The organism is Geodermatophilus sp. Leaf369, from assembly GCF_001424455.1.
Taxonomy (GTDB): domain Bacteria; phylum Actinomycetota; class Actinomycetes; order Mycobacteriales; family Geodermatophilaceae; genus Klenkia.
Window position 1 is genome coordinate 71,353 of the sequence record NZ_LMQA01000006.1, and the last position, 23,404, is coordinate 94,756.

23 protein-coding genes are annotated in these 23,404 nt (G+C 74.0%); 20 read left to right on the forward strand and 3 right to left on the reverse strand.

Going from position 1 to position 23,404, the window contains the following annotated elements; all coding sequences use genetic code 11:
• The first annotated feature begins 14 nt into the window (after positions 1-14).
• From ASG36_RS20840 to ASG36_RS20850, 3 genes are read left to right on the forward strand one after another with little or no spacing between them, the layout of a single operon-like run.
• Entirely contained in the window at positions 15-953 is a 939-nt protein-coding gene (locus tag ASG36_RS20840) for a VOC family protein (RefSeq protein WP_055768942.1), read from the forward strand.
• Complete coding sequence (locus ASG36_RS20845; protein WP_055768944.1) at positions 953-1,927, forward strand: fumarylacetoacetate hydrolase family protein; 975 nt, start codon at positions 953-955, stop codon at positions 1,925-1,927. The genes ASG36_RS20840 and ASG36_RS20845 overlap by 1 nt, the downstream gene beginning before the upstream one ends.
• 12 nt (positions 1,928-1,939) lie before the next feature.
• Entirely contained in the window at positions 1,940-3,121 is a 1,182-nt protein-coding gene (locus ASG36_RS20850; protein ID WP_055768947.1) for a S9 family peptidase, read from the forward strand.
• An 87-nt stretch (positions 3,122-3,208) separates the two neighbouring features.
• On the opposite strand, the gene ASG36_RS20855 is transcribed toward ASG36_RS20850, so the two are convergent.
• Positions 3,209-4,231: an alcohol dehydrogenase catalytic domain-containing protein gene (locus ASG36_RS20855; protein ID WP_055769052.1), complete on the reverse strand. Its 1,023-nt coding sequence runs from the start codon at positions 4,229-4,231 to the stop codon at positions 3,209-3,211.
• Positions 4,232-4,233: 2 nt separating this feature from the next.
• Positions 4,234-5,610 carry an MFS transporter gene (locus ASG36_RS20860; RefSeq protein WP_055768950.1) on the reverse strand — a complete coding sequence of 459 codons (1,377 nt, stop codon included), beginning with the start codon at positions 5,608-5,610 and terminating at the stop codon, positions 4,234-4,236.
• Positions 5,611-5,812: 202 nt separating this feature from the next.
• Here ASG36_RS20860 and ASG36_RS20865 point away from each other — a divergent pair, with 202 nt between their 5' ends.
• The 15 genes from ASG36_RS20865 (at position 5,813) to ASG36_RS20935 (ending at position 21,015) form a co-directional block, all read left to right on the forward strand.
• Positions 5,813-7,429, forward strand: a complete 1,617-nt coding sequence (locus ASG36_RS20865; protein ID WP_082523395.1) for a class I adenylate-forming enzyme family protein — start codon at positions 5,813-5,815, stop codon at positions 7,427-7,429.
• On the forward strand, positions 7,426-8,301 hold the full coding sequence (locus tag ASG36_RS20870) for a cyclase family protein (RefSeq protein ID WP_055768953.1): 876 nt from the start codon (positions 7,426-7,428) through the stop codon (positions 8,299-8,301). Before ASG36_RS20865 ends, ASG36_RS20870 begins: the two co-directional genes overlap by 4 nt.
• Positions 8,298-9,512, forward strand: a complete 1,215-nt coding sequence (locus ASG36_RS20875; RefSeq protein ID WP_055768956.1) for an acetyl-CoA hydrolase/transferase family protein — start codon at positions 8,298-8,300, stop codon at positions 9,510-9,512. The genes ASG36_RS20870 and ASG36_RS20875 overlap by 4 nt, the downstream gene beginning before the upstream one ends.
• Entirely contained in the window at positions 9,509-10,531 is a 1,023-nt protein-coding gene (locus ASG36_RS20880) for a phosphotransferase family protein (RefSeq protein WP_055768959.1), read from the forward strand. Before ASG36_RS20875 ends, ASG36_RS20880 begins: the two co-directional genes overlap by 4 nt.
• Before the next feature lie 2 nt (positions 10,532-10,533).
• Positions 10,534-10,941, forward strand: a complete 408-nt coding sequence (locus ASG36_RS20885) for a hypothetical protein (RefSeq protein WP_055768961.1) — start codon at positions 10,534-10,536, stop codon at positions 10,939-10,941.
• Between the two features lie 15 nt (positions 10,942-10,956).
• Positions 10,957-12,084, forward strand: coding sequence for a hypothetical protein (locus ASG36_RS20890; RefSeq protein ID WP_082523396.1), 1,128 nt, complete (start codon positions 10,957-10,959; stop codon positions 12,082-12,084).
• Positions 12,048-13,247: a CaiB/BaiF CoA-transferase family protein gene (locus ASG36_RS20895; RefSeq protein WP_255354663.1), complete on the forward strand. Its 1,200-nt coding sequence runs from the start codon at positions 12,048-12,050 to the stop codon at positions 13,245-13,247. Before ASG36_RS20890 ends, ASG36_RS20895 begins: the two co-directional genes overlap by 37 nt.
• A 49-nt stretch (positions 13,248-13,296) precedes the next feature.
• A complete protein-coding gene (locus tag ASG36_RS20900; RefSeq protein ID WP_055768964.1) occupies positions 13,297-14,067 on the forward strand; it encodes an IclR family transcriptional regulator in 771 nt (256 codons plus the stop codon).
• A 118-nt stretch (positions 14,068-14,185) separates the two neighbouring features.
• Positions 14,186-15,346 carry an acyl-CoA dehydrogenase family protein gene (locus ASG36_RS20905; protein WP_055768968.1) on the forward strand — a complete coding sequence of 387 codons (1,161 nt, stop codon included), beginning with the start codon at positions 14,186-14,188 and terminating at the stop codon, positions 15,344-15,346.
• Positions 15,343-16,653 (forward strand): NAD(P)/FAD-dependent oxidoreductase, encoded by a 1,311-nt coding sequence (locus ASG36_RS20910; RefSeq protein ID WP_055768971.1) that lies wholly within the window; start codon positions 15,343-15,345, stop codon positions 16,651-16,653. The genes ASG36_RS20905 and ASG36_RS20910 overlap by 4 nt, the downstream gene beginning before the upstream one ends.
• Positions 16,650-17,798: a hypothetical protein gene (locus ASG36_RS20915; protein WP_055768975.1), complete on the forward strand. Its 1,149-nt coding sequence runs from the start codon at positions 16,650-16,652 to the stop codon at positions 17,796-17,798. The genes ASG36_RS20910 and ASG36_RS20915 overlap by 4 nt, the downstream gene beginning before the upstream one ends.
• Complete coding sequence (locus ASG36_RS20920) at positions 17,795-18,190, forward strand: Zn-ribbon domain-containing OB-fold protein (protein WP_055768978.1); 396 nt, start codon at positions 17,795-17,797, stop codon at positions 18,188-18,190. The genes ASG36_RS20915 and ASG36_RS20920 overlap by 4 nt, the downstream gene beginning before the upstream one ends.
• The gene (locus ASG36_RS20925) at positions 18,187-18,963 is read left to right on the forward strand and encodes a crotonase/enoyl-CoA hydratase family protein (RefSeq protein WP_235495405.1); all 777 of its coding nucleotides are present in this window, start codon (positions 18,187-18,189) and stop codon (positions 18,961-18,963) included. Before ASG36_RS20920 ends, ASG36_RS20925 begins: the two co-directional genes overlap by 4 nt.
• On the forward strand, positions 18,960-20,144 hold the full coding sequence (locus ASG36_RS20930; RefSeq protein ID WP_055768983.1) for a CaiB/BaiF CoA-transferase family protein: 1,185 nt from the start codon (positions 18,960-18,962) through the stop codon (positions 20,142-20,144). Before ASG36_RS20925 ends, ASG36_RS20930 begins: the two co-directional genes overlap by 4 nt.
• A gap of 55 nt (positions 20,145-20,199) precedes the next feature.
• Positions 20,200-21,015, forward strand: a complete 816-nt coding sequence (locus tag ASG36_RS20935; RefSeq protein WP_200944619.1) for an alpha/beta hydrolase — start codon at positions 20,200-20,202, stop codon at positions 21,013-21,015.
• Here ASG36_RS20935 and ASG36_RS20940 read toward each other — a convergent pair.
• On the reverse strand, positions 21,005-22,075 hold the full coding sequence (locus ASG36_RS20940; protein WP_055768985.1) for a winged helix-turn-helix domain-containing protein: 1,071 nt from the start codon (positions 22,073-22,075) through the stop codon (positions 21,005-21,007). The genes ASG36_RS20935 and ASG36_RS20940 overlap by 11 nt on opposite strands.
• 32 nt (positions 22,076-22,107) lie before the next feature.
• Here ASG36_RS20940 and ASG36_RS20945 point away from each other — a divergent pair, with 32 nt between their 5' ends.
• Positions 22,108-22,491, forward strand: a complete 384-nt coding sequence (locus ASG36_RS20945) for a hypothetical protein (RefSeq protein WP_055768988.1) — start codon at positions 22,108-22,110, stop codon at positions 22,489-22,491.
• A gap of 15 nt (positions 22,492-22,506) precedes the next feature.
• Positions 22,507-23,403, forward strand: a complete 897-nt coding sequence (locus ASG36_RS20950; protein WP_055768991.1) for an alpha/beta hydrolase fold domain-containing protein — start codon at positions 22,507-22,509, stop codon at positions 23,401-23,403.
• Position 23,404: the final 1 nt, after the last annotated feature.

A 23,404-nucleotide genomic window follows, 5' to 3' on the forward strand; every position in this document is an offset into this window, starting at 1 on the left:
GCCAGGAGACCGTCATGACCGAACGCCTGATCACCCACCTGCGGCACGTCGACCTCGCCGTGCCCGACCTGCGCACCCAGACCGACTTCTTCACCCACACCTGGGGCCTGAAGGAGGAGACCACCGACAGCGGGCTGTCCTTCCTGGCCGCCGAGGGCAGCCCGGAGGCCTACGTCGTCCGGCTGCGCGAGGCGAGCGAGAAGCGGATCGACCTGATCTCCTTCGGCGCCGCGACCGCCGCCGACGTCGACACCCTGGCCGCCCGGATGGCCACCGCCGGCGTCCAGCTCGTGCACGAGCCCACCGACCTGCAGACCCCCGGCGGCGGCTACGGCTTCCGGTTCTTCGACAACGAGGGCCGCACCGTCGAGGTCTCGGCCGACGTCGCCGTCCGGGAGCACCGCAGGATCGAGGAGGGCGAGTCGATCCCGGTGCGCCTGTCGCACGTGGTGCTCAACTCCACCGAGCCGGAGAAGACGGTCGCGTTCTACGAGCAGCACTTCGGGTTCGCGCTGTCGGACACGCTGATGCACCCGCGGATGGGCTCGATGATGTGGTTCATGCGCACCAACGCCTGGCACCACAGCATGGCCGTCGCCCGCGGCCCGCACGCCTCCCTGCACCACGCCTCCTTCGAGCTGCGCGGCATCGACGAGTACATGCGCGGCACCGGCCGGGCACTGCGCGCCGGCGTGGAGAAGATCTGGGGTCCCGGTCGGCACATGGCCGGCAACAACACGTTCTCCTACTTCCTCGACCCGCACGGCAACACCGTGGAGTACACGACCGAGCTCGACCTGGTCGACGAGGACACCTGGCACCCCTCGCTCTACGACTTCAGCAACCCCGAGGTCAGCGACCAGTGGGGCACGGCCAACGCGATGAACGAGTTCGTCGCCCAGAAGTCGTTCAACGACCCGGACACGGGCCTCTTCGTGGCCCCTCCCGTCTGATGCGCTTCGCCACGTACGTCCACGACGGCGAGGTCTCCGCCGGGGTCGTCTCCGACGCCGGCGTCCACGCCCTGCCCGGGACCACGGTGCTGGACCTGGTCCGCGCCGGACTGCCCACCGCGATCGCCGCCGGCGAGCAGGCCCTGGACGGCCCGGCCGTGCCGCTGGACGCCGTCCGGCTGCTGCCGCCGCTGGAGGCCCCCACGGTGCGCGACTTCGTCGCCTTCGAGGAGCACGTCGAGGGGGTCGTCGCCGGCATGGGGATGGGGGCCGGGGTGGTGCCCGAGTGGTACCAGGCGCCGACCTTCTACTTCACCAACCCCTACGCCCTGCACGGCGCGCACGACGACGTCGCCGTGCCGCCGGGGTGCCAGCGGTTCGACTTCGAGCTGGAGGTCGCCGTGGTCGTCGGCGGTGTTGTGGGCTCGGACGGCGCCTCGCTGACCCCGGAGGCCGCCCGCGAGCACGTCTTCGGGTACACGGTCCTGAACGACTGGTCGGCCCGGGACCTGCAGCGCCGCGAGATGCAGGTGAGCCTCGGCCCGGCCAAGGGCAAGGACTCCGCCACCACGCTCGGGCCGTTCCTGGTCACCGCCGACGAACTCGAGCCGTACCGGGACGACGAGGGCTTCCTGGCCCTGGACATGCGGGTGTCGGTCAACGGCGAGCTGGTCGGGCAGGACCTGCTGTCCAACATGGGCTGGCCGTTCGAGGAGCTGATCGCCTACGCCTCCCGGGGCACCGAGGTGCGGGCCGGCGACGTGCTCGGCTCGGGCACCTGCGGCAACGGCGGCTGCCTGGCCGAGCTGTGGGGCCGCCGCGGCCCCGAGTCGCTGCCCTCCCTGCAGCCCGGCGACGTGGTCGAGATGACCGTCGAGGGGCTGGGCACCATCCGCAACACCGTCGTCGCCGGCGTTGAGCTGCCCCCGGTCGCCGCCGCCCGGCCACGCCCCCGCACCCGCACCCGTTCCTGAGAGGACACCCCCGTGTTCGAGTACTTCCCCGGCAACTACGTGTGGAACCTGGGCGTCGTCGCGACGCTCAACTCCGGCGGCCTGATCGACGAGGTCGACCGGGCCTGCCGGCCGATCAAGGACGCCGCGCAGCAGGGCGAGGACGCCGGGACGTCGGACTTCCTGCGCGCCTGGCGGGCGCTGACCGACCAGCTGGTCGGCCAGGCCGAGGACGCCGAGAAGGCCGGCCACACCCGCACCGCGGGCCAGCTGTACTCCCGCGCCACCAACTACCTGTGCCAGGCCGAGCGGATGCTCGCCCACACCGACCCCGACCGGGTGCCCACCTACCGGCGGGTGCTGGAGCTGGCGGAGAAGGCGTTCGAGCTGCACAGCCCGCGGGTCAGCCGGGTGGAGATCCCCTACGAGGGGCAGACCCTGCCGGCCTACTTCAGCGCCGCCCCGGCCACCGACGACGGCCCGGCACCGGTGATCGTGCTGGTCAACGGGCTGGACTCCACCAAGGAGCACATGTACTCCTCGGGCTTCTGGCACGAGCTCGCCGAGCGCGGCATCTCCTGCCTGATGCTCGACCAGCCCGGGACCGGTGAGGCGCTGCGCCTGCAGGGCATCACCGCCCGGATCGACACCGAGGTGTGGGCCGGTGCCGCCGTGGACTGGCTGGAGGGCCGGTCCGACGTCGACACCACGAGGATCGGCATCGTCGGCTGGTCGCTGGGCGGCTACTTCTCCCCTCGGGCGGCCGCGTTCGAGAAGCGCTTCGCGCTCTGCGTGGCCTGGGGCGCCAACCACGACTGGGGCGCCGTGCAGCGCCGGCGGGCCGAGCGCGAGGGCGAGCGCCCGGTGCCGCACTACTGGTCGCACGTGCTGTGGGTGTGGGGCATCGAGGGCGACGAGCACCACCTCGACGCCTTCCTGGACTTCGCCGACGACGTGCACCTGGACGGGGTCGTCGAGCACATCACCGTGCCGTTCCTCATCGCGCACGGGGCGAACGACCGGCAGATCCCGCTGGAGTACGCGCACCGGTCCTACGACCAGGCGGTCAACTCCCCCAAGCGCGAGCTGCGGGTGTTCACCCCCGAGGAGGGCGCGACCGAGCACATCGGCCTGGACCACCTGCCCCACGTCAGCGTGTTCGTCGCCGACTGGGTGTCCGACACCTTCGCCGAGCTGGCGGCTGCGCGGGTCTGACCCGCGTCGGGCGGGGTGGCGGGTCGTTCTGTGCGGTGGCGGGTCGTTGCAACGGCCGGCCACCGCACAGAACGGCACGCCACCCCTTCAGGGCCGCAGGACCGCCCGGCCAACGAGGGAGCGGGCGTCGAGCGCGGCGTGCGCGGCGGCGGCCTCGGCCAGCGGCCACACCCGGGCGGCCAGCGGGCGGACGACGCCGCGCCGGACCAGCTCGACCACCTCGACCAGGTCGGCGCGGGTGGCGTGCGCCGAGCCCAGCACGGCGAGCTCCCGGACGATCACCAGCCCCGGGTCCAGCGGGAGCTCGCCGGGCACGGTGTTGCCGACCAGCACCAGACGACCGCCCGGGCGCAGCGACCGCAGCGCGGTGGCGAAGGTGGGGGCCCCGGTGGTCTCGACGACGACGTCCACCCCCCGCGGCCGGTCCAGCCGGGCGGCGATCGCCCGCAGCGCGCGGCCGTCGGGGCGGACGGCGACCTCGTCGGCCCCCGCCTCCCGCAGCGCCTGGACCTTGGCCGCGTCCCCGGTCACCGCGACGACGACGGCGCCCAGGTGGTGGGCGACCTGCACGGTGTGCACACCCACCCCGCCGCCGGCCCCGGTGACCACGACGACGTCCCCGGCCCGGACGCCGGCAGTGTGCAGCGCCTTCAGCCCGGTGCCCACGGCGCAGGAGAGCAGGGCGCCGGTGACGTCGTCCACCTCGTCGGGCAGCGGCACCGCGTTGAGCGGGCTGGCCAGCACGAACTCCGCGTAGCCGCCGGGCAGGTCCTCGCCGTAGAAGCCGGGCCCCTGCCGGCAGCGGGCGGTGGTGCCGGCGGCGCACTCCGCGCACGCCCCGCACGGGATGCGCTGCACGAGGGCCACCCGTCGGCCGACCCACCCGGTGACGTCGGCCCCGGCGGCCTCGACCCGGCCGGCGATCTCGTGGCCGAGCACGCTGCCGACCGGGGCGGCGAGCAGGCCGCGGCGGGCGAGGGCGTCGTGGCCGCAGACCCCGCACGCCCCCACCCGCACCAGGAGCTGGTCCGCGGCGGGGACGGGCACCAGACGGGTGGCCGGGACCAGCACCTCCGGGCCGCCGTGCGCGGCCAGCTCCACCACCGGCATGGTCACCGGGACGGTGCGCCGACCTCGGCGGCCGCCGCTGCCGCAGCAGCCGCTGCGGCGCGGGGGGCGTCCTGGGTGGCGTCGTGCTCGGCGAGCAGGTCACGCCCGGCGGTCTCGGGGAGCAGCCGCCAGAGGATCAGCCCGCAGATGACGGCGACGCCGGCCAGGAAGAACCCGGGGGCGTAGTCCAGGCCGGTGCTCACGACGAGCGCGGCCCCGATCAGCGGGCCGAAGCCCGAGGGCGCCCCGACACCGAGGTTGAACCCGACGGAGCCGGCGGTGAGCCGGGTGGAGGCCGGGAACATCTCGATGAGGATCAGGGAGGTGTTGGCGTTGATAGGGGCCTGGAACACCGCGTAGACCACCAGCGCGAGCACGACGAGCACCGGGTTGCCGCCGCTGAGCACCAGGAACACCGGGATGCCGAGGACGGCGTGGCCCAGGCACCCGAAGAGCACCGTGCGCCGACGGCCGAACCGGTCGGAGAGCCGCCCGGCGATCGGGCAGAACACCGCGTAGACCGCCAGGCCCAGCGAGGCCAGCAGCACCGCCTCGGTGCGCGGCAGCTCCACCGTCGTCGACAGGTAGTTCACGACGTAGGAGCCCAGGTAGTAGAGGCCCACCCCGCAGATCCAGGAGAAGCAGAAGGTGATGAGCAGGGCCTTGGCGTGGTGCCGGCTGAACGCGTCGCGCCAGACGGCCTTGGGCCGCTCGCCACCGGACTCCAGCGCCTGGAAGACCGGGGTGTCCTCGAGCTGGCGGCGGATGTAGAGACCCACCATGGCCAGCGGCAGGGCCAGCAGGAACGGGATCCGCCAGCCCCAGGTGGCCAGTGCGTCCTCCGACAGCAGCAGGCCGAACAGCAGCGCCAGCAGTCCGCCGCCGACGAGCCCGAGGGCCGCGGCCATCGACGGGTAGCTGCCCCGCACCCCGCGTCGTCCCGGGGCCGCGGTCTCGATGAGGTAGGCCGAGCTGGCCCCCCACTCACCACCCACCGACATGCCCTGGATGCAGCGCAGCAGCACCAGCAGGACCGGGGCGAGGATGCCCACCTGGGCGAAGGTGGGCAGCACGCCGATGAGCGCGGTGGCCAGGCCCATCAGCACGATGGACAGCGAGAGCGAGAGCCGGCGGCCGTGCCGGTCGCCGATGAGCCCGAAGACGAGCCCGCCCAGCGGGCGGACGACGAAGGCCACCCCGAACACCGCCAGCGAGGACAGCAGCTGGACGCTGGCCGACTCCCCGGGGAAGAAGGCCGCCCCGATCGCGACGGCGAAGAAGCCGTACAGCGCGAAGTCGAAGTACTCCAGGAAGTTGCCGATGATGCAGGCTGCGGCGACCTTGCGCTGCGAGCTCTTCGAGTAGATGTCGCTCGTCACGGAGCGTCTCCTTGCCGGGTGGCCCTCACGGGCTTCGTGATGTCGAATGGTGCTTCGAACTATGCCCAGTAGAACCCACCGAGACCTGGGACACAAGGCGCCCCGCAGCGCCTTGACCGTGCCGAGTCCGGCTGCGTACCTTTGCGAGAGCTCGAAGGGTCATTCGATTTCGCGAACACCACCATCGCCAGGAGGTCCCGGCATGACGCCCGTCCCGACCGCGACCACGCTGCCCGAGCTCCTCCGAGTCACGGCGGCCGGCACCCCGGACGCGCCGGCCCTGGTCGCCGGGGACACCCGCTGGACGTACGCCGAGCTCTCCGCCCAGGCGGACCTGGCCGCCGACGTTCTCGCCGGCCTCGGCGTCGGACCGGGGGACACGGTGGCGCTGCTGGCCCCCAACACCGCCTCCTGGGTCCCGATCGCCGTCGGCGCGATGACGCTGGGCGCCCGGGTCGACGCGTTCAACACCTGGGTCAAGGCCTACGACCTCCAGCACCTGCTGGCCAGCTCCGCGGCCTCGGTCCTGGTGCTGGCCGACCGGGTGCGCGGCAGCGACCTGCTGGGCGAGCTCGAGTCGCTGCTGCCCGAGCTGACCGGGTCCGCGGACGGCAGCTGGCACAGCGACCGGTTCCCGGCGCTGCGGCACGTGGTGGTGCTGGGCGACCGGGTGTCGGCCGGTGCGACGTCCTGGACGGCGCTCGCGGCCACGGCCACCCCGACGACGCGGGAGCCGGCCGCCCGGGGCGAGGACCCCGCCTTCGTGCTCTACACCTCCGGCTCCACCAGCCGCCCCAAGGCGGTCCCGCTCTGCCACCGCGACCTGGTGCTCAACGGCTTCCACATCGGCGAGCGGATGGGCGTCACCGCCGCGGACCGGGTCTGGTTCGGCTCGCCGCTGTTCTGGAGCTTCGGCTGCGCCAACGCCCTGATGAACGCCCTGAGCCACGGCGCCTGCTTCGTGCTGCAGGAGCAGTTCACCCCGCAGGACGCCGCCGGGCTGATGGCCGCCGAGCAGGTCACCGTGGCCTACCTGCTGCCCTCCATGGTCGACGCGCTGGTCGGGGCGGTGGCCCCGCAGGTGCGCGCCGTGGAGTCGCTGCGCACGGGGGCGACGATCGGTCGCCCCGAGGAGGTCCGCCGGGCCGTCGTCGACCTCGGCATCACCGGGATGTGCAACGTCTACGGGGCCACCGAGACCTACGGCAACTGCTGCGTCACCGACCACCGCACCCCGCTGGAGGTGCGGGTGACCACCCAGGGCCGACCGCTGCCCGGCGTCGAGGTCCGGGTGGTCGGCGCGGACGGCGAGGTCCTCCCGGCCGGTGAGCCCGGGGAGATGCAGGTCCGCGGCCGGGTCACCCCCGGCTACCTCGGGGACGACGACGCGACCGCGGCCGCCTTCACCTCCGACGGCTGGTACCGCACCGGCGACCGGATGGTGGTCGACGACGAGGGCGTCGTCTCCTTCGTCGGCCGGACCACCGACATGATCAAGACCTCCGGGATCAACGTGTCCCCCGCGGAGGTGGAGAGCTTCCTCGCCTCGCACCCCGACGTGGTCGAGGTGACCGTGCTGGGCGCCCCGCACCCCTCCCGCGACGAGGTGGTGGTGGCCTTCGTCGTCTCCCGCTCGGCGGACCTGACCGCGGCGGACCTCATCGCGTGGAGCAAGGACCGGGTCGCCGGCTACAAGGTGCCCTGGGTGGCCGCGGTCGTCGACGAGCTCCCCCGCACCGGCACCGGCAAGCTCGCCCGGCGCACCCTGCAGCAGGACGCGGCCGACCTGGTGACCGCCCGACTCGAGGAGACCGCGTGACCGGCAACTGGGGACGCTGGGGTGCCGACGACGAGGTCGGTGCGCTCAACCTGGTCACCGCAGACGTCACCCGGCGGGCGGTGGGCCTCGTCCGGTCCGGTCGCACGCTCTCCCTGGCGATGCCGCTGGGCCCGGGCACCCCCGGCCCCCCGCACCGGCACCGGCCCTCCCGCTTCATGGACCGGGACGCCGGCGACTACGCCCTGGGCGCCCGGACCCCCGGTGGCTTCCGCTTCGCCGAGGACACCGTGCAGTTCGCCACGCACAGCGGCACCCACCTCGACGCGCTCTCGCACGCCTGGTCGGGCGAGGAGCTCTACAACGGCCACCCGCAGGCGGGCACCCGCAGCACCCGGGGGGCCGGTCGGCTGGGCGCGGAGAAGCTCGTCCCGGTGCTCACCCGCGGGGTGCTGGTCGACCTGGTGGCCGCCACCGGAGGGCCGCTGGCACCCAGCGCCCCGGTCGGCGTCGCCGAGCTGGAACGGGGGATCGCCGAGTCCGGGGTGACCGTCGAGCCCGGGGACGTCGTCCTGGTGCGCACCGGCTGGCTGGAGTCCCGCGGGGACGCCGCCGACTACTTCGCCGACGAGCCCGGCATCACCGAGGACGCCGCCCGCTGGCTGGCCGAGCGGGACGTCGCCGTGGTCGGCGCGGACAACTACGCCGTCGAGCAGCAGTCGGCCACCGCCGGCTTCCCCGCCCACCTGGTGCTGCTGCACCAGCACGGGGTGCCGCTGCTGGAGAACGTGGTGCTGGCCGAGCTCGCCGCCGCCCTCGCCGCGCAGGACCGGTCCACCTTCCTGGTGGTGCTGGCCCCGCTGCCGCTGGTCGGGTCGACCGGTGCGCCGGTGACCCCGGTGGCCGTGCTGTGACCGCCGGCTGGATCACCGACGTCGTGCGCCCGGGTGACCTCGTCGTCGTCGCGCAGGGCTCCGGGGAGCCGACGCCGCTGCTGGAGCAGCTGGTGGACGCCGCGGCGTCGCTGACCGACGTCGAGGTGTTCGTCGGCCTGAGCCACTCCGGGGCGCTGCGCCGACCCGAGGCCGCCGGGTTGTCCCTGGTCTCCTTCGGCGCGATGGGCCCGCTGGCCCGGCTCGCCGCCGAGGGCCGGGTCGCCGTCCTGCCCTGCCACTTCTCCGACGTGCCCCGCCAGCTGACCCGGCGGGCCGCCGGCCGGGTGGTCGTCGTCGTGCAGGTCTCCCCCGCCGACTCCGACGGGTACCACTCGCTCGGCCTGGCCGTGGACCACACCTGGGAGCTGCTGGCCGGCGCCCGGGCCGTGGTCGCCGAGGTCAACGACCAGCTGCCGCACACCACGGCCCCCCGGGTGCACGCCTCGCAGCTCACCGCCACGGTGCCCACCTCCCGTCCGCAGCCGCAGGTGACGGGCGGGACGCCGGGCGAGGTGCACCGGCAGATCGCCGCCCACGTCGCCGGCCTGGTGCCCGACGGCGCCACCCTGCAGCTGGGTGTCGGCGTCCTGCCGTCGGTGGTGGCCGCCGCGCTGCGCGGACGGCGCGGGCTGCGCGTGCGCTCCACCCTGGTCGGTGACTGGCTGTGCGAGCTGGCCGCCGCCGGAGCGCTGGCCACCGACCCCGACGCCGTCGTCATCAGCGAGGCTGCGGGCTCCCCCGGGCTCTACGAGCACGTCGCCACCGGCGGCGTGCGGATCGTCCCGGTCGGCGAGCTGAACCGGCCCGACGTGCTCGCCGGCACCCCGGGCTTCGTGGCGGTCAACGCCGCCCTGCAGGTCGACCTCACCGGCCAGGTCAACGCCGAGGAGCTCGGCAGCGGCTACGTGGCCGGCATCGGCGGGCAGCCCGACTTCCTGCGCGCCGCCCAGCGCTCCACCGGCGGGCTGGCGGTCGTGATGCTGCCGGCCACCGCCCGCTCGGGCCAGGAGTCCCGGATCGTCCGCCGGCTGCACGCCGGCGCGGTCACCACCCCCCGGTCCGGCGTCGACGTCGTCGTGACCGAGCACGGCACCGCCGACCTGCGCGGCCGCAGCCTGACCGAGCGCGCGCAGGCCCTGACGGCCATCGCCGCCCCCGACCACCGCGACGCCCTGGGAGGCCCCGCGTGACGACCACCGTCACAGAGACCGCGACCGACGACGGCTCCACCACCCTCGAGCGGCTGACCCGCTTCCTCGCCACCCAGGAGGGCACCGCCGGCACGCGGATCGCCGACCTCCGCCGCGCCGGTGCCGGGCGCTCCCGGGAGAACTGGCTGTTCGACCTGGTCGGGCCCGGCCCCGACGACCGCGAGCCGCTGATCCTGCGCAGCGACCCCGACGGCGGGCTGGTCGACACCAGCCGGGCCGTGGAGTTCGCCGTGCTGCGCGCCCTGGAGCCCAGCCCGCTGCCCACCCCGCGGGTGCGCTGGCTGGACGCCACCGGCGGGCAGCTGGGCAGCCCCTCGCTGCTCATGCGCCGCGAGCCCGGCACCTGCGACTACCGGGTGGTCAACGGCGACCGCCCGCTGCCCGCGCGACGGGCGCTGGCCGAGACGTTCTGCGACCTGCTCGCCGACGTGCACGCCACCGACTGGCGCGGGCTGGGCCTGACCGACGTGCTCACCGACCCCGGCGAGCAGGCCGCGCTGCACGAGCTGGACCACTGGGAGCAGGTGCTCCGGCACGACCAGCTCGAGGCCCACCCCGAGCTGGACCTGGCGATCGACTGGCTGCGGTCCCGGGCCCGCCCCTCGCGGCGCACCGTGCTGGTGCACGCGGACTTCAAGCCCGGCAACATCCTGCTCGAGGGCGACCGGGTCAGCTCGCTGCTGGACTGGGAGCTCGCGCACCTGGGCGACCCGCTGGAGGACCTCGGCTGGGTGACCCAGCCACTGCGGGCCGGGGAGCACCTCATCGAGGGCAGCTGGACCGCCGCCGACCTGGTCGCCCGCTACACCGCGGCCACCGGCCTGGAGGTGGAGCCCGACGAGCTGCGCTGGTGGGTCGTGTTCTCCACGTTCAAGACCGCCGTGATGCAGGTCAGCGGGCTGCGCGCGTTCCTCGAGGGCCGCGCCGACGAGCCCTACCGGCCGACCCGCCGGGTGCTGTCCACCCTGCTGACCGCCATCACCGGACCGAGGAGCTGACCGTGCACCCGACCATCGACGAGCAGCTGGTCGGCGCACTGCGCCTGATGGACGTGCTGGAGACCGAGGACGAGCTGTCCACCGCGTCCCAGGAGGTGCTGGCCAACGTGCGCCGGCTGCTGGGCAAGGTGCAGCGCTCCTGGTCCGCACAGCTGCCCTTCCACACCGCCGACAACGCCGCGCTGACCGACCTGCTCGGGCGCACCGCCCCGCTGGTCGACCCCGCCCTGGTCCCGAGCGTGACCGCGGTCGAGCCGCTGGACGCCGTGGCCGTGGCCACCCGCAACAGCGAGCTGCGGGCCCTGCTGTCCCGGGTGGTCACCGGCCTCCCGCACTCCCCCGCCGGCGACACCGCCCGTGCCGAGATCGGCGACCACCTGCGCCACCGGGTCGACACCGACCCCACCTGACGGAAGGCCTGACACGTGACCGACCTGAGCATCGGCGACGACCACTTCGCCGAGCAGTTCCCGCTGTCCCCGATCGACGACTTCATGGTCCACCAGACGCCGGACCCGGTGCGGGTGTCCTGGACCGGCGACCCGCGGGCCTACGAGCGCTACTGGATGATCGCCCACGACACGACCGGTGAGGTGATGGTCGCGACCGGGGGCAGCATCTACCCCAACCTCGACCGGGCCGAGGCGTACGCGATCGTCGTCCGCGGCGGGAGGCACACCGCCGTCCGCAGCTTCCGCCCCCTGGGCGTGGACCGGACCGACCTGCGGGTCGGCCCGATCGCCCCGGTGATCGTCCGCGGCCTGCGCGAGTGGCGGTACGTGCTGGAGCCCAACGACCAGGGCATCAGCTGGGACCTCACCTTCACCGACACCACCCGCCAGGTGTTCCGCGAGCCGCTGTCGGACTCCGCGCACGGCACCCCGTCCGGACGACGCAACGACGTCACGGCCGGGTTCGAGGGCTTCGGCTCGGTGTCGGGCTGGGTCGAGGTCGACGGCGAACGGGTCGAGCTCGGCGAGGGCTCGTTCGGCACCCGGGACCGGCACTGGGGCACCGGCCGCGGCGTCGGCGGCCCGACCATGTCGCTGGGGGGCCGGCTGCACGTGGGGGTCAACGGCAACGCCTTCGTGCCCTTCGCCGACTGGACGCTGTGGGGCGACCGGGTCTACTACCCGTTCGGCCACGCCACCCCGGGTGCCACCAAGGTGCTCAAGCCGACCCGCCGACTGCGCTTCGACCCGGAGACCCAGGTCTTCGTCGAGGGCGTCGTGGACTACCGGCTGGTCACCGGGGAGACCCGGCAGCTGCACTACGAGCGGATCGGCGAGCAGACGGCCTACCTGCGCTGCGGCATGTACGGCGGCACCCCCGACGGCGACATCCACCAGGGCTCCTACGACGGCCCGGCGATGACCGAGGGCGAGTCCTACGACCTCACCGACCTGCGGCAGCGGATCGGGCTGCGCGGCCTGGACGAGCACCTGTGCCGGGTCACCTGCGACGGCGAGACGGTGCTCGGGGTCTACCAGACGATCGACCCGGTCGCCTTCGAGCAGTGCACTGCGGGCCGCCCGGGCTGGGCGTTCCTCTGACCGGCCGGAGCGGTCCGCTGGTCGGCACCCGGGTCGTGGAGTTCGCCGCGCTCGGCCCGGCCCCCTTCGCCGCGCTGTTGCTGGCCGACCTGGGCGCCGACGTCGTCACGGTCGACCGGGTCCCGGCCGGCGGCCGGGGAGACGGGCTGACGGCGATGACAACCGGCGCGCTGGGCCGCGGCCGGCGCTCGATCGCGGTGAACACGAAGGACCCGGCCGGCCGGGAGTTGGTGCTCGATCTCGTCGCCGGGGCCGACGCGCTGATCGAGGGCTTCCGGCCCGGCGTGATGGAGCGCCTCGGGCTGGGGCCGGAGCCGTGCCTGGCCCGTCGCCCCTCGTTGGTCTACGGCCGGATGACCGGCTGGGGCCAGGAGGGCCCGCTGGCGATGTCCGCCGGACACGACGTCAACTACATCGCCGCCGCCGGGGTGCTCGGTCACATCGGGCCCACCGACGGCCCGCCCGTCGTCCCGCTCAACGTCGTCGGCGACTTCGGAGGCGGCGGGATGCTGCTGGCGCTGGGCGTCCTGGCCGCGATGCTCGAGGCCCGTGGTTCGGCTCGTGGCCAGGTGGTCGACGCTGCGATGGTGGACGGCTCAGCGCTGCTCATGACGATGATGTACGAGCTCGCCGGCCGGGGGCAGTGGAACCCGGCCCGCCAGTCCAACATGAACGACGGCGGCGCCCACTTCTACGGCGTCTACGAGACGTCCGACGGCCGGTACGTGTCGATCGCGGCGATGGAGCCCAAGTTCTACGCCGTGCTGCTGGACCTGATCGGGCTGTCCGCCGACGACCTGCCCGACCAGTGGGACACCACGGCCTGGCCCGCCCTGCGGGAGCGGCTGGCCGCGGTCTTCCGCACCCGCAGCCGGCAGGAGTGGACCGACCTGCTGGAGGGCACCGACGCCTGCTTCGCCCCGGTGTTGTCGATGGCCGAGGCCCCGTCCCACCCGCACGCCGTGGCCCGGGACGCCTTCGTCACCGTCGACGGCGTCGTCCAGCCTGCCCCCGCTCCCCGGTTCAGCCGCACCCCGGCCGCCGTGGACCGTGGGACGGCCCGGGTCGGGGAACACACCGCCGAGGTGCTCGCCGAGCTGGGTCTGTCCCCCGCGCAGGTCGACGACCTGGTCGCCGGCGGCTCGGTCGGGCAGGCGGGGTGAGCGATCGACCCGGGCCCCCGTCCGCCCCGTCGTCGGCGAGGATGGGCCGGTGACCGGAGCAACCGGAGAGTCCAAGGACCGCCTGTCCCGCATCTTCGAGGTGCTCGAGCTGCTGGCCGGGGAGTCCGCGGGGATGACCGTGACCCAGGTCAGCAAGGCGATGGGCATGCCGCTGAGCAGCACGCACAACCTGCTGCAGCGCCTGGTCGGGTCCGACGCCGCCGTGGTCAGCGAGGACCTGCGCTACTCCATCGGCGGTCGGGCCGTGCGCTACGGCATCCGCATCATGGACGCGTTGCAGGTCCGTGGCCTGGCCCGCAAGCACCTGCAGGAGCTGGCCCGCTCGCTCGGGGAAGACGTCTACCTGGCGGAGCGGTTCGGCAACCGGGTCACCTACACCGACCGGGTGGTCGGTCCACGCGCGATGGCACTGGACATCCGGTTGGGCCAGCGGCTGTTCCTGCACGCGACGTCGGTGGGCAAGCTGTTCGCCGCACTGGACCCCGAGCTGCGCGACGAGGCGCTGGCCGGGCCGCTCCCCCAGCTGACCCCGGCCACGCTGGTCGACCCGGACGCCCTGGCGACCGAGTTCGACCGCATCGCCGACCAGGGCTACGCGGTCAGCGACCAGGAGTCCTACGCCGGGATCGTCGGCATCGCGGTGCCGGTGCGCGACGCCGGTGACCGGGTGGTGGCCGCCATCCACCTGTCCGCGTTGGAGGCGCACCGCTCCCCCGACCAGCAGCTGGCCTGGCTGGAGCACATCCGCGAGACGGCCGCCCAGGTCGAGCGGTCGCTGGGCCGCGTGGTCCCGGACTGACGGCCCGCGGGGACCGGGCTGTGCCTTGACACACACCCCGGCCACTCGTAGCTTCGTTTGTCGAAGAGCCCTTCGAATATACGAAGCTTGAGGCAGCGCAGCCTCAGAGGAGTCGGCCGTGGTCCCGCGGACCTTGTTCACCCCCGAGCACGACCTGTTCCGCAGCACCGTGCGGAGCTTCATCGAGACCCGGGTGCTGCCGGACTACGCGACGTGGGAGGCCGACGGCCTCGTCCCCCGCGACGTCTGGCTGGCCGCCGGCGAGCTCGGGCTGCTGTGCCCGATGACCCCGGAGGAGGACGGCGGCCTCGGCGGGGACTTCCTGTTCTCCGCCGTGCTCACCGAGGAGATGTCCCGGGTCGGTGCGGTGGCCCCGACGTTCTACCTGCAGTCCGACATCGCCGCGCCCTACCTGGTGCACCACGGCACGCCCGAGCAGAAGGAGCGTTGGCTCCCCGGGATGGCCACCGGCGAGGTGGTCGCCGCCATCGGCATGAGCGAGCCGCACGGCGGCAGCGACCTGGCCCACCTCAAGACCTCCGCCGTCCGGGACGGCGACGACTACGTGGTCAACGGCCAGAAGGTGTTCATCACCAACGGGCACACCGCCGACCTGCTGGTGCTGGCCTGCCGCACCAACGAGAACCAGGGCGCCAAGGGCGTGAGCCTGCTGCTCGTCGAGACCGACCAGGCCGGCTTCGAGCGTGGCCGCAAGCTGGACAAGCTGGGCTGCAAGGCCCAGGACACCGCCGAGCTGTTCTTCTCCGACCTGCGCGTCCCGGCCTCGAACCTCCTCGGTGAGGAGGGTGGCGGGTTCGCGATCCTGATGTCCGAGCTGGCCCAGGAACGGCTGGTGCAGGCCGTGCGCGCGGTCGCCGCCGCCGAGGCCGCGATCGACTGGACGATCGAGTACTCCCGCGACCGGGACATGTTCGGCCAGACCCTGGCCGACTTCCAGAACACCCGGTTCGTGCTCGCCCAGCTGCACGCCGAGGTCTCAGCACTGCGTGTCTACGTCGACCGCTGCATGGAGCTGCACCTCACCGGCGACCTGGACGCGCTGGAGGCGGCCAAGGTCAAGATGGTGACCACCCAGCTGCAGGGCCGGGTGATGGACGAGTGCCTGCAGCTGTTCGGCGGCTGGGGCTACATGACCGAGTACCCGATCGCCCGGGCCTGGGCCGACGCCCGGATGACCCGGATAGGCGGCGGGTCGATCGAGGTCATGAAGCACCTCATCGGCCGGGCGCTGGTCGCCGACCCGAAGCCCGCGCGATGAGCCGCACCGCCGTCCTCGGGGCCGGCGCCGGCGGGCTGGCCGCCGCCCGGCGGCTGCTGGAGGACGGGCACGACGTCGTCGTGTTCGAGCTGGGCTCGCGGATCGGCGGGCTCTGGGTCTACGACAACGACAACGGGCTGTCCGCGGCCTACGCCTCGCTGCACATCAACTCCGAGCCCCGGGCCACCGCCTACCCCGGGTTCCCCTTCCCCGACGACAGCCCGCTCTTCCCCTCGCACACCGACGTCTGCGCCTACCTGGAGGCCTTCGCCGACCGGTTCGGCATCACCGGGCGGATCCGCTTCGGCAGCCGGGTCACCGCCGTCGAGCCCGACGGCGACCGCTGGACGGTGACCGTCGAGGGCGCCGCACCCGAGCCGTTCGACGCCGTCGTCGTCGCGACCGGCCACCAGGGCGTGCCGGCGCACCCGGCCATCGCCGAGGAGTTCACCGGTGAGTACCTGCACAGCAACGCCTACCGCGAGCCCGAGCCCTTCCGCGGGCGACGGGTGCTCGTCGTCGGGGTGGGCAACAGCGGTCTGGACGTCGCCGCGGACCTCGCACCGGTCGCCGCGCGCACCGTCGTCGCCGCCCGGTCCCCCGTGCTGATCATGCCGCGGATGATCCTGGGCGTGCCCTCGGCGCGGGTGATCGCCGCCGTCGCCAGGCCGTGGCTGCCCTGGCGGGTGCAGCGCACGGCGATGCGGGCCATCAGCCGGGTCTTCCACGGCCGGATGGAGCAGTGGGGGCTGCGCACGCCGGAGACCCGCACGCACCCGGCGAGCAACCCCACGTTCATGGCGCACGTGTCCTACGACCGGATCACCTGCAAGCCGGGGATCGCCTCGACCTCCGGCACGACCGTGACGTTCGTCGACGGCACCACCGAGGAGGTCGACACCGTCATCGCCGCCACCGGCTACGTCATCGACCTGCCGTTCCTGGGCCCGGACGTGTCCCCCGTGCGGGGACGTCGGGTCGAGCTGTTCAAGCGGGTGGTCAGCCCCACCCACCCCGGGCTCTACTTCGTCGGGTTCTTCAACGTCAGCGGTGGTGCGAACGTCTCGATGATGGACGTGCAGGCCCAGTGGGTGGCCGCGCTGGTGTCCGGCCGGGTGTCCCTGCCCACGCAGCGCGAGATGACCGCCGACCTGGCCGAGGAGCACCGGGTGATGGCCAAGCGCTACCCCGGTGCCGAGCGGTACGGCCTCGAGCTGGACCCGCGCCGCTACCGGGCGGCGGTCGCCGCCGAGCTGGCCCGACCTGCAGCAGCGCCCGCCCGCATCCCCGTGGGGGTGTCGGCATGAGCCGGGCGTCCGTGGTGGGGGTCGGGGAGACCGAGTACACCAAGCGCTCCCCCCGCTCCGCCCTGCAGCACCAGCTCGAGGCCTCGCTCACCGCGATCGCCGACGCCGGCCTCACCCCCGGTGACGTCGACGGTGTCATCCCGATCGGCATCACCGGCGCGCCCGTCGAGGAGTACGTGGCCGACTTCGGCATCACCGACCTGCGGTTCTCCGCCGTCGTGCCGCACGGCGGGGCCAGCGCCGTCGGTGCCCTGCAGCTGGCCGGCGCCGCGATCGCCGCCGGGCTGTGCAGCACGGTGCTGGTGCCCTTCGGGCGGAACACCAGCTCGGGCGCCAAGGCCGGGCAGCGGATCCACACCATGCCGCAGTTCCACTTCGTGTCCGAGTACGAACGGCCCGCCGGCAACATCGCGCCGGCGCAGCTCTACGCCCCGATGGCCCGCCGGCACATGGAGCTCTACGGCACCACCAGCGAGCAGTTCGGCGAGATCGCGGTCAGCACCCGCGAGCACGCGCTGCTCAACGGTCGCGGTCTGATGACCAAGCCCATCACGCTGGCCGACCACCAGGCCTCCCGGATGATCACCGACCCGTTCCGGCTGCTGGACTGCAGTCTGGAGTCCGACGGCGGCGCCGCGTTCGTGGTGACGTCCCCGGAGCGGGCCCGCGACCTCGCGCAGACCCCGGTCGACCTGCTCGGCTCGGCGATGGGCCACCCCGACTCCCCCAGCTCGATCACCCAGCGGCCCGACCTCACCCGGGTCGGCGTCGCCAAGGCCGCGGCCCTCGCCTTCGAGGCCGCCGGGGTCACCCACGCCGACATCGACGTCGCTGAGATCTACGACTGCTTCACCTACATCGTGCTGTGCCAGCTCGAGGACCTCGGCTTCTGCGCCAAGGGCGAGGGTGGCCCGTTCGTCGAGGGCGGCCGGCTCCGGCTGGGCGGTGAGCTGCCCACCAACACCCACGGCGGCCTGCTGTCCCAGTCGCACATGCTCGCGGTCAACCACGTCGTCGAGCTGGTCCGCCAGCTGCGCGGCACCGCCGGGGCCGCCCAGGTGGCCGGCGCCGAGACCGGCCTGGTCACCGGCTACGGCGACATGGGCGACGGCGGCGTCGCCATCCTCCGGAAGGGGACCTCATGACCTCGACACCCGAGCCCGAGGACATCGCCGCGCCCTACTGGCGCGGAGCTGCCGAGGGCGTGCTGGTCCTGCAGCGGTGCGGGAACTGCGGCGTCGTCCGGCACTACCCGCGGGCGATCTGCTCGGCGTGCCAGTCCGAGCTGGTCGAGCCCCAGCAGGCCGACGGCCGCGGCACCGTGCACAGCTGGACGGTCACCCACCACGCCTTCGACCCCCGGCTGGCCGACGACCTGCCGTACACGCTGGTCACGGTCGACATGCGGGAGGGCGTGCGGGTGCTCGGCCGCCTCGACGGCGACACCGCCCCGGCCATCGACCTGCCGGTGCGCATCTCGTTCGCCCCCGGGCTGGACGGCACCCCCGTCCCGCACTTCGAGGTGGAGACCTCGTGAGGACCCACGTGTCGGACAAGGTGCTCGTCGACGTCGACGACGGCCTGATGACCATCACGATCAACCGCCCCGAGGTCCGCAACGCGATCGACCGCGACGTCTCCTACGGCGTCTGCGCCGCGGTGGACGAGCTCGACCACCGGTCCGACCTGCGGGTCGGCATCCTCACCGGCGCCGGAGGCACGTTCTGCTCGGGGATGGACCTCAAGGCCTTCGTGCGCGGGGAGTCCACCCGGGTCAAGGGCCGCGGGTTGATGGGCATCGCGCTCACCCCGCCGACCAAGCCGCTGATCGCCGCGGTCGAGGGGTACGCGCTGGCCGGCGGGTTCGAGGCCGTGCTGGCCTGCGACCTGCTGGTCGCCGCCCGGGACGCCCGGTTCGGCATCCCGGAGGCCAAGCGCGGGCTGGCCGCCGCGGCCGGCGGGCTGATCCGGCTGCCCCGGGTCATCCCCTCCCGGGTGGCCATGGAGATGGCGCTGACCGGGGACCCGGTGACCGCCGAGCAGCTGCACGCCTTCGGCCTGGTCAACCGGCTCACCGAGCCCGGCGGCGCGCTGGCCGCCGCGGTCGAGCTGGCCCGCCGGATCACCGCGAACGCCCCGCTGTCGGTCACCGCGGCCAAGCGGGTGATCACCGAGCAGCGCGACTGGTCGACCGCCGAGCAGTTCGAACGGCAGGAGGCCATCACCCGGCCGGTGATCGACTCCGCCGACGCCCTCGAGGGCGCCGCCGCCTTCACCGAGAAGCGCCCCGCACGGTGGACCGGACGGTGACCCGCGAGCTGGCGCCCGGGCCCACCGGGCCGCTGACCGGCATCCGGGTCGTGGAGTGCGCCTCGATCGTGCTCGGGCCGATGGCCGCCCAGATGCTCGCCGACATGGGCGCCGACGTGGTCAAGGTCGAGCCCCCCGAGGGCGACCTGACCCGCCGGATCGGTCCGCGCCGGTCCGAGGGCATGGGCTCCTTCTTCCTGTCCAACAACCGCAACAAGCGCAGCGTCGTCCTGGACCTGAAGGACCCTGGGGACCGCGAGGTGTTCGGCACCCTGGTCGACGGCGCCGACGTGCTGCTGCACTCGGTGCGCACCCCGGCCGCCGAACGACTGGGCCTGGGCTACGCCGAGCTCGCCCGCCGCAACCCGGGCCTGGTGCACTGCCAGGTCACCGGGTTCGCCGACGAGGGCCCCTACGGCGGCCGCGCCGCCTACGACGACGTCATCCAGTCCCTCTCCGGGCTGGCGATGCTGCAGACCGTCGTCACCGGGGTCCCGCGCTACATGCCGGCGATCTTCGCGGACAAGGTCACCGCGGTGCACGCGGCCTTCGCCGTCGCCGCGGCCCTGGTCTACCGCGGGCTGACCGGGCAGGGCCAGCAGGTCGTCGTCCCCATGTTCGAGACGATGACCGGCTTCAACCTGCAGGAGCACATCTGGGGACACGCCTTCGAGCCCCCGATCGGGCCGATGGGCTACGAGCCGGTCAGCACCGCGGCCCGGCGTCCGTTCCCCACCCTGGACGGCTTCGTCTCGATGCTGCCGTACTCGGACTCGCAGTGGCGCCGGTTCTTCACCCTCATCGGCCGGGACGACGTCATGGCCGACGAGCGCTTCGCCACCTTCGCCGCCCGCCAGCAGCACGTGCCGCTGGTCTGGGGCGAGATCGCCCACCAGCTGACCCTGCGCACCAACGCGGACTGGATGGCCCTGCTGGAGCCCGAGGACATCCCGTTCGCCGTGGTGAACACCCTCGAGGACCTCACCTGCGACCCGCACCTGGTCGCCACCGACTTCTGGCAGCTGATCGAGGACCCGGTCGACGGCGTCCGCCGGTTGCCCTCCCCGGCCACCCGCATGTCGGCCACCCCGCCCGCGGTGCACCGACTGCCCCCGCGGCTGGGTGAGCACACCGCGGAGGTGCTGGCCGAGCTGGGCGTGCAGCACGTACCGACCGCCTGACACGGCACGGCCGGTGACCGGGGCGCCGGTCGGCCGGCGCGGGCACGATGGCAGCGTGCACCCCTTCCGACGACGCACCCTGCTGGCCCTGGGCATGTGGGGCGCGGTCGGCTCCCTGGCCGCCGCGTGCGGGGCGCCGCCGGCCCGGGCCGGCGACCGTCGGGTCGCCTACGGCGAGGACGCCAGCCAGTACGCCGACCTCTACCTGCCCGCGGGCACCCCTCGGGGCGTCGTCGTGGTCGTGCACGGTGGGTACTGGATGAGCGGTTACGACGCCACGCTCGGCGCACCGCTGGCCGCATCGCTGGCCGACGAGGGCTGGGCGGCCTGGAACCTGGAGTACCGCCGGGTCGGCAACGGCGGCGGGGTGCCGGCGACCCTGGACGACGTCGCCGCCGGCATCGACGCCCTCACCGGGACCGGACTGGACCTGACCACGGTGCTCGTCCTGGGCCACTCGGCCGGTGGCCAGCTCGCCGCCTGGTCCGCCGCCCGCGGCCGGTTCGACCGGTGGTCACCGGCGCGGGTGCCGGTCACCGGGGTGCTGTCCCAGGCCGGGGTGCTCGACCTGCGCGGGGGCGCCGCGGCCGGGCTGGGGGGCGGAGCGGTGCAGACCTTCGTCGGCGGACCGCCCGGCCCGGAGGTCGACCCGCTGCAGCAGGTGCCCCTCGACGTCCCGGTGCGGTGCGTGCACGGCCGCAGCGACTCGATCGTGCCGCTCTCCCAGTCCACCACCTACGTGGACGCGGCCCGGGCGGCGGGCGCGGACGCCTCGCTGATCGAGGTGGACGGCGACCACTTCGCCGTCATCGACCCCACGTCGCCGGCGTGGGCGACCCAGCTGGAGCTGCTGGCCGAGCTCAGCGGCTGAGGCCCAGCCACCCGGCCAGGTCGTCCAGCTCGGCCTGGACGGCGTCCCGGACCTCGGCGGTGAACGGCTCGTCCTCGTGCACCGCGTGGACGACGAACCGCCCGGCCTTCCGGTCGGCCTTGGCGTCGACCTTGCCCACCAGCCGGTCCCCGTGCAGCACCGGCAGCGCGAAGTACCCCCACCGGCGCTTCGCCGCCGGCTTGTACATCTCCAGGGTGTACTCGAACCCGAAGAGCTCCCGGGCGCGGCGCCGGTCGTGCACGAGCCGGTCGAACGGGGACAACAGCGCGGTGCGGCCGGTGAACGGCCGGTCCAGCTGCCCGGGGTCCACCCGCCACTCCCCCGGCACGCCCTCCACCTGCGCCGGCTCCCCCGCCTCGCCGACGTCGTTCGTCTCGACCGAGGACTGGTCGGTCCTCGCCCGGGCGATGCCGAGCGCCTGCAGCCGCCGGCGGTCCCGCTCGCGGACGGCGTCGGCCTCGGGCAGCGGGTCACCCAGGGCCGGGTAGACCCGCTCGGCCAGGTCCCACAGCCGTTGCTTGCCCCGCCGTCCGGCCACCGCGGTCTCCCCGCGCCCGGACAGCACCTCCAGCATCTGCGTCACGTTCCGCTCGCCGGTCCACCCGGTCGACACCCAGGGCGTGCTGCTGGTGTCGGCCAGGTCGCGCGACTGCAACGGACCGTCGGCCCGCAGCCGGGCCAGCACGTCGGCCCGGAACCCCTCGTTGGCCGCCAGCCACTCCCGGGGCCGCAGGTACTGCGGCTCGCGGGCCATCGTCGGGCGGTAGAGCCGCAGGTCCTCGGCCGGCCGGACGGTGGCCCACAGCTCGACCAGGGTGCGGTCCACCTCGAGGGCGTGCCGCAGCTGCGGCGGGTCGTACGCCTGGCCCAGCCGGGTCCAGAGCACGAGGTCGGCGTTCGGGGCGACGGCCGCAGTGGGGTCCAGCTGCAGCAGGGTCAGCTGCCGGACGACGTCGAGCAGGCCGGTCGGCCGGTCGGCGTCCAGCAGCTGCGCCCGGACGGCGATCCGGCGGGCGTCGGCGCGGGACAACCGGTGCATGCCGCACCGTAGCGCCGGGCAGACTCCGGTGGGTGGCCTCCTTCTTCCTGCCCCGCTCGACCGACGCCGACCAGGCCGAGCGGCTCTACGAGGCCCTCGCCGAGTTCGCCGCCTGCCAGCCCGCCCCGGCCGGGGAACGCGTGCAGGCCGTCGGGTTCACCCAGGACGGCGCCGACTGGACCGCCGAGGTCGGCGAGGAGCTGACCGGCCGCCGGACGACGTCCAAGCTCCGCCGCGGCGAGCTGCTCGAGCACACCGAGGAGCTGACGACCGGCACGCTGGTGCTCGCCGTCTACCCGGGCGACCCGTTCGTCGTCGTCACCGATGCCGCCCCGATCACCGGCGCCCGGTCGGAGTGGGCCAATCCGTTCTCCGTGTCGAACCCCGGGCGCGTCACCCTCTTCACCGCGTCCTGACCCCTGGAGACCCCCGTGCCCAGCGCCCTCGCCCGCGTCGTCCCGCCGCTCCTGCGGCTGGCCCGCTTCCAGCACACCTTCGCCACCCCGCAGGGCATGCACGACCGGCTCGCCGAGGTCGCGCTGCGCCCGGAGGCCTACGGCCCGCCCGCCCGGTTGCCCGGCGGGGTGCGGGTCACCGTCGACCACGCGACCGGGTGGCCCGTCTACGTCGTCGCCCCGGCCGGGACGCCCTCGGGCCAGCACGTCGTGTACTCCCACGGCGGGTCGTGGGCCTTCGAGATCAGCCCGTTCCACTGGCGGCTGATCGCCCGCGTGGTGGCCGAGAGCGGGGCCACGGTGACGGTGCCGATCTACCCGCTGACCCCGGTGGGGACCGCCGCCACCGTCGTCCCGGCGGTGGCCGACCTGCTCGCCGACCTGGTCGAGCGGCACGGTGCGGCGAACGTGACCGCGATGGGCGACTCCGCCGGTGGACAGATCTCGTTGTCCGCGGCCCTGCTGCTGCGCGACCGGGGCGTGCCGCCGCTGCGCCGCACGGTGCTCATCTCCCCGGCGCTGGACCTGTCGCTGGCCAACCCGGAGATCGACCGGGTGGAGCCCACCGACCCGTGGCTGGCCCGGGCCGGCGTCCGGGTGAGCATCGACCTGTGGCGGGACGGGCTGCCCTTCGACGACCCCCGGGTCAGCCCGCTGGCCGGTGACCTGGCCGGGCTGGGCCCGATCACCGTGTTCGGCGGCTCGCTGGACATCACCCACCCCGACATCCGGCTGCTGGTCGCCCGGGCCCGGGCGGCCGGGGTCGAGGTGGACGACCAGGACGGACCCGGGATGGTGCACGTCTGGCCGCTGCTGCCCATCCCCGAGGCGCGGGCCGCGCGGCGGGTGGTCGTGGCCGGTCTGACGGGCTGAC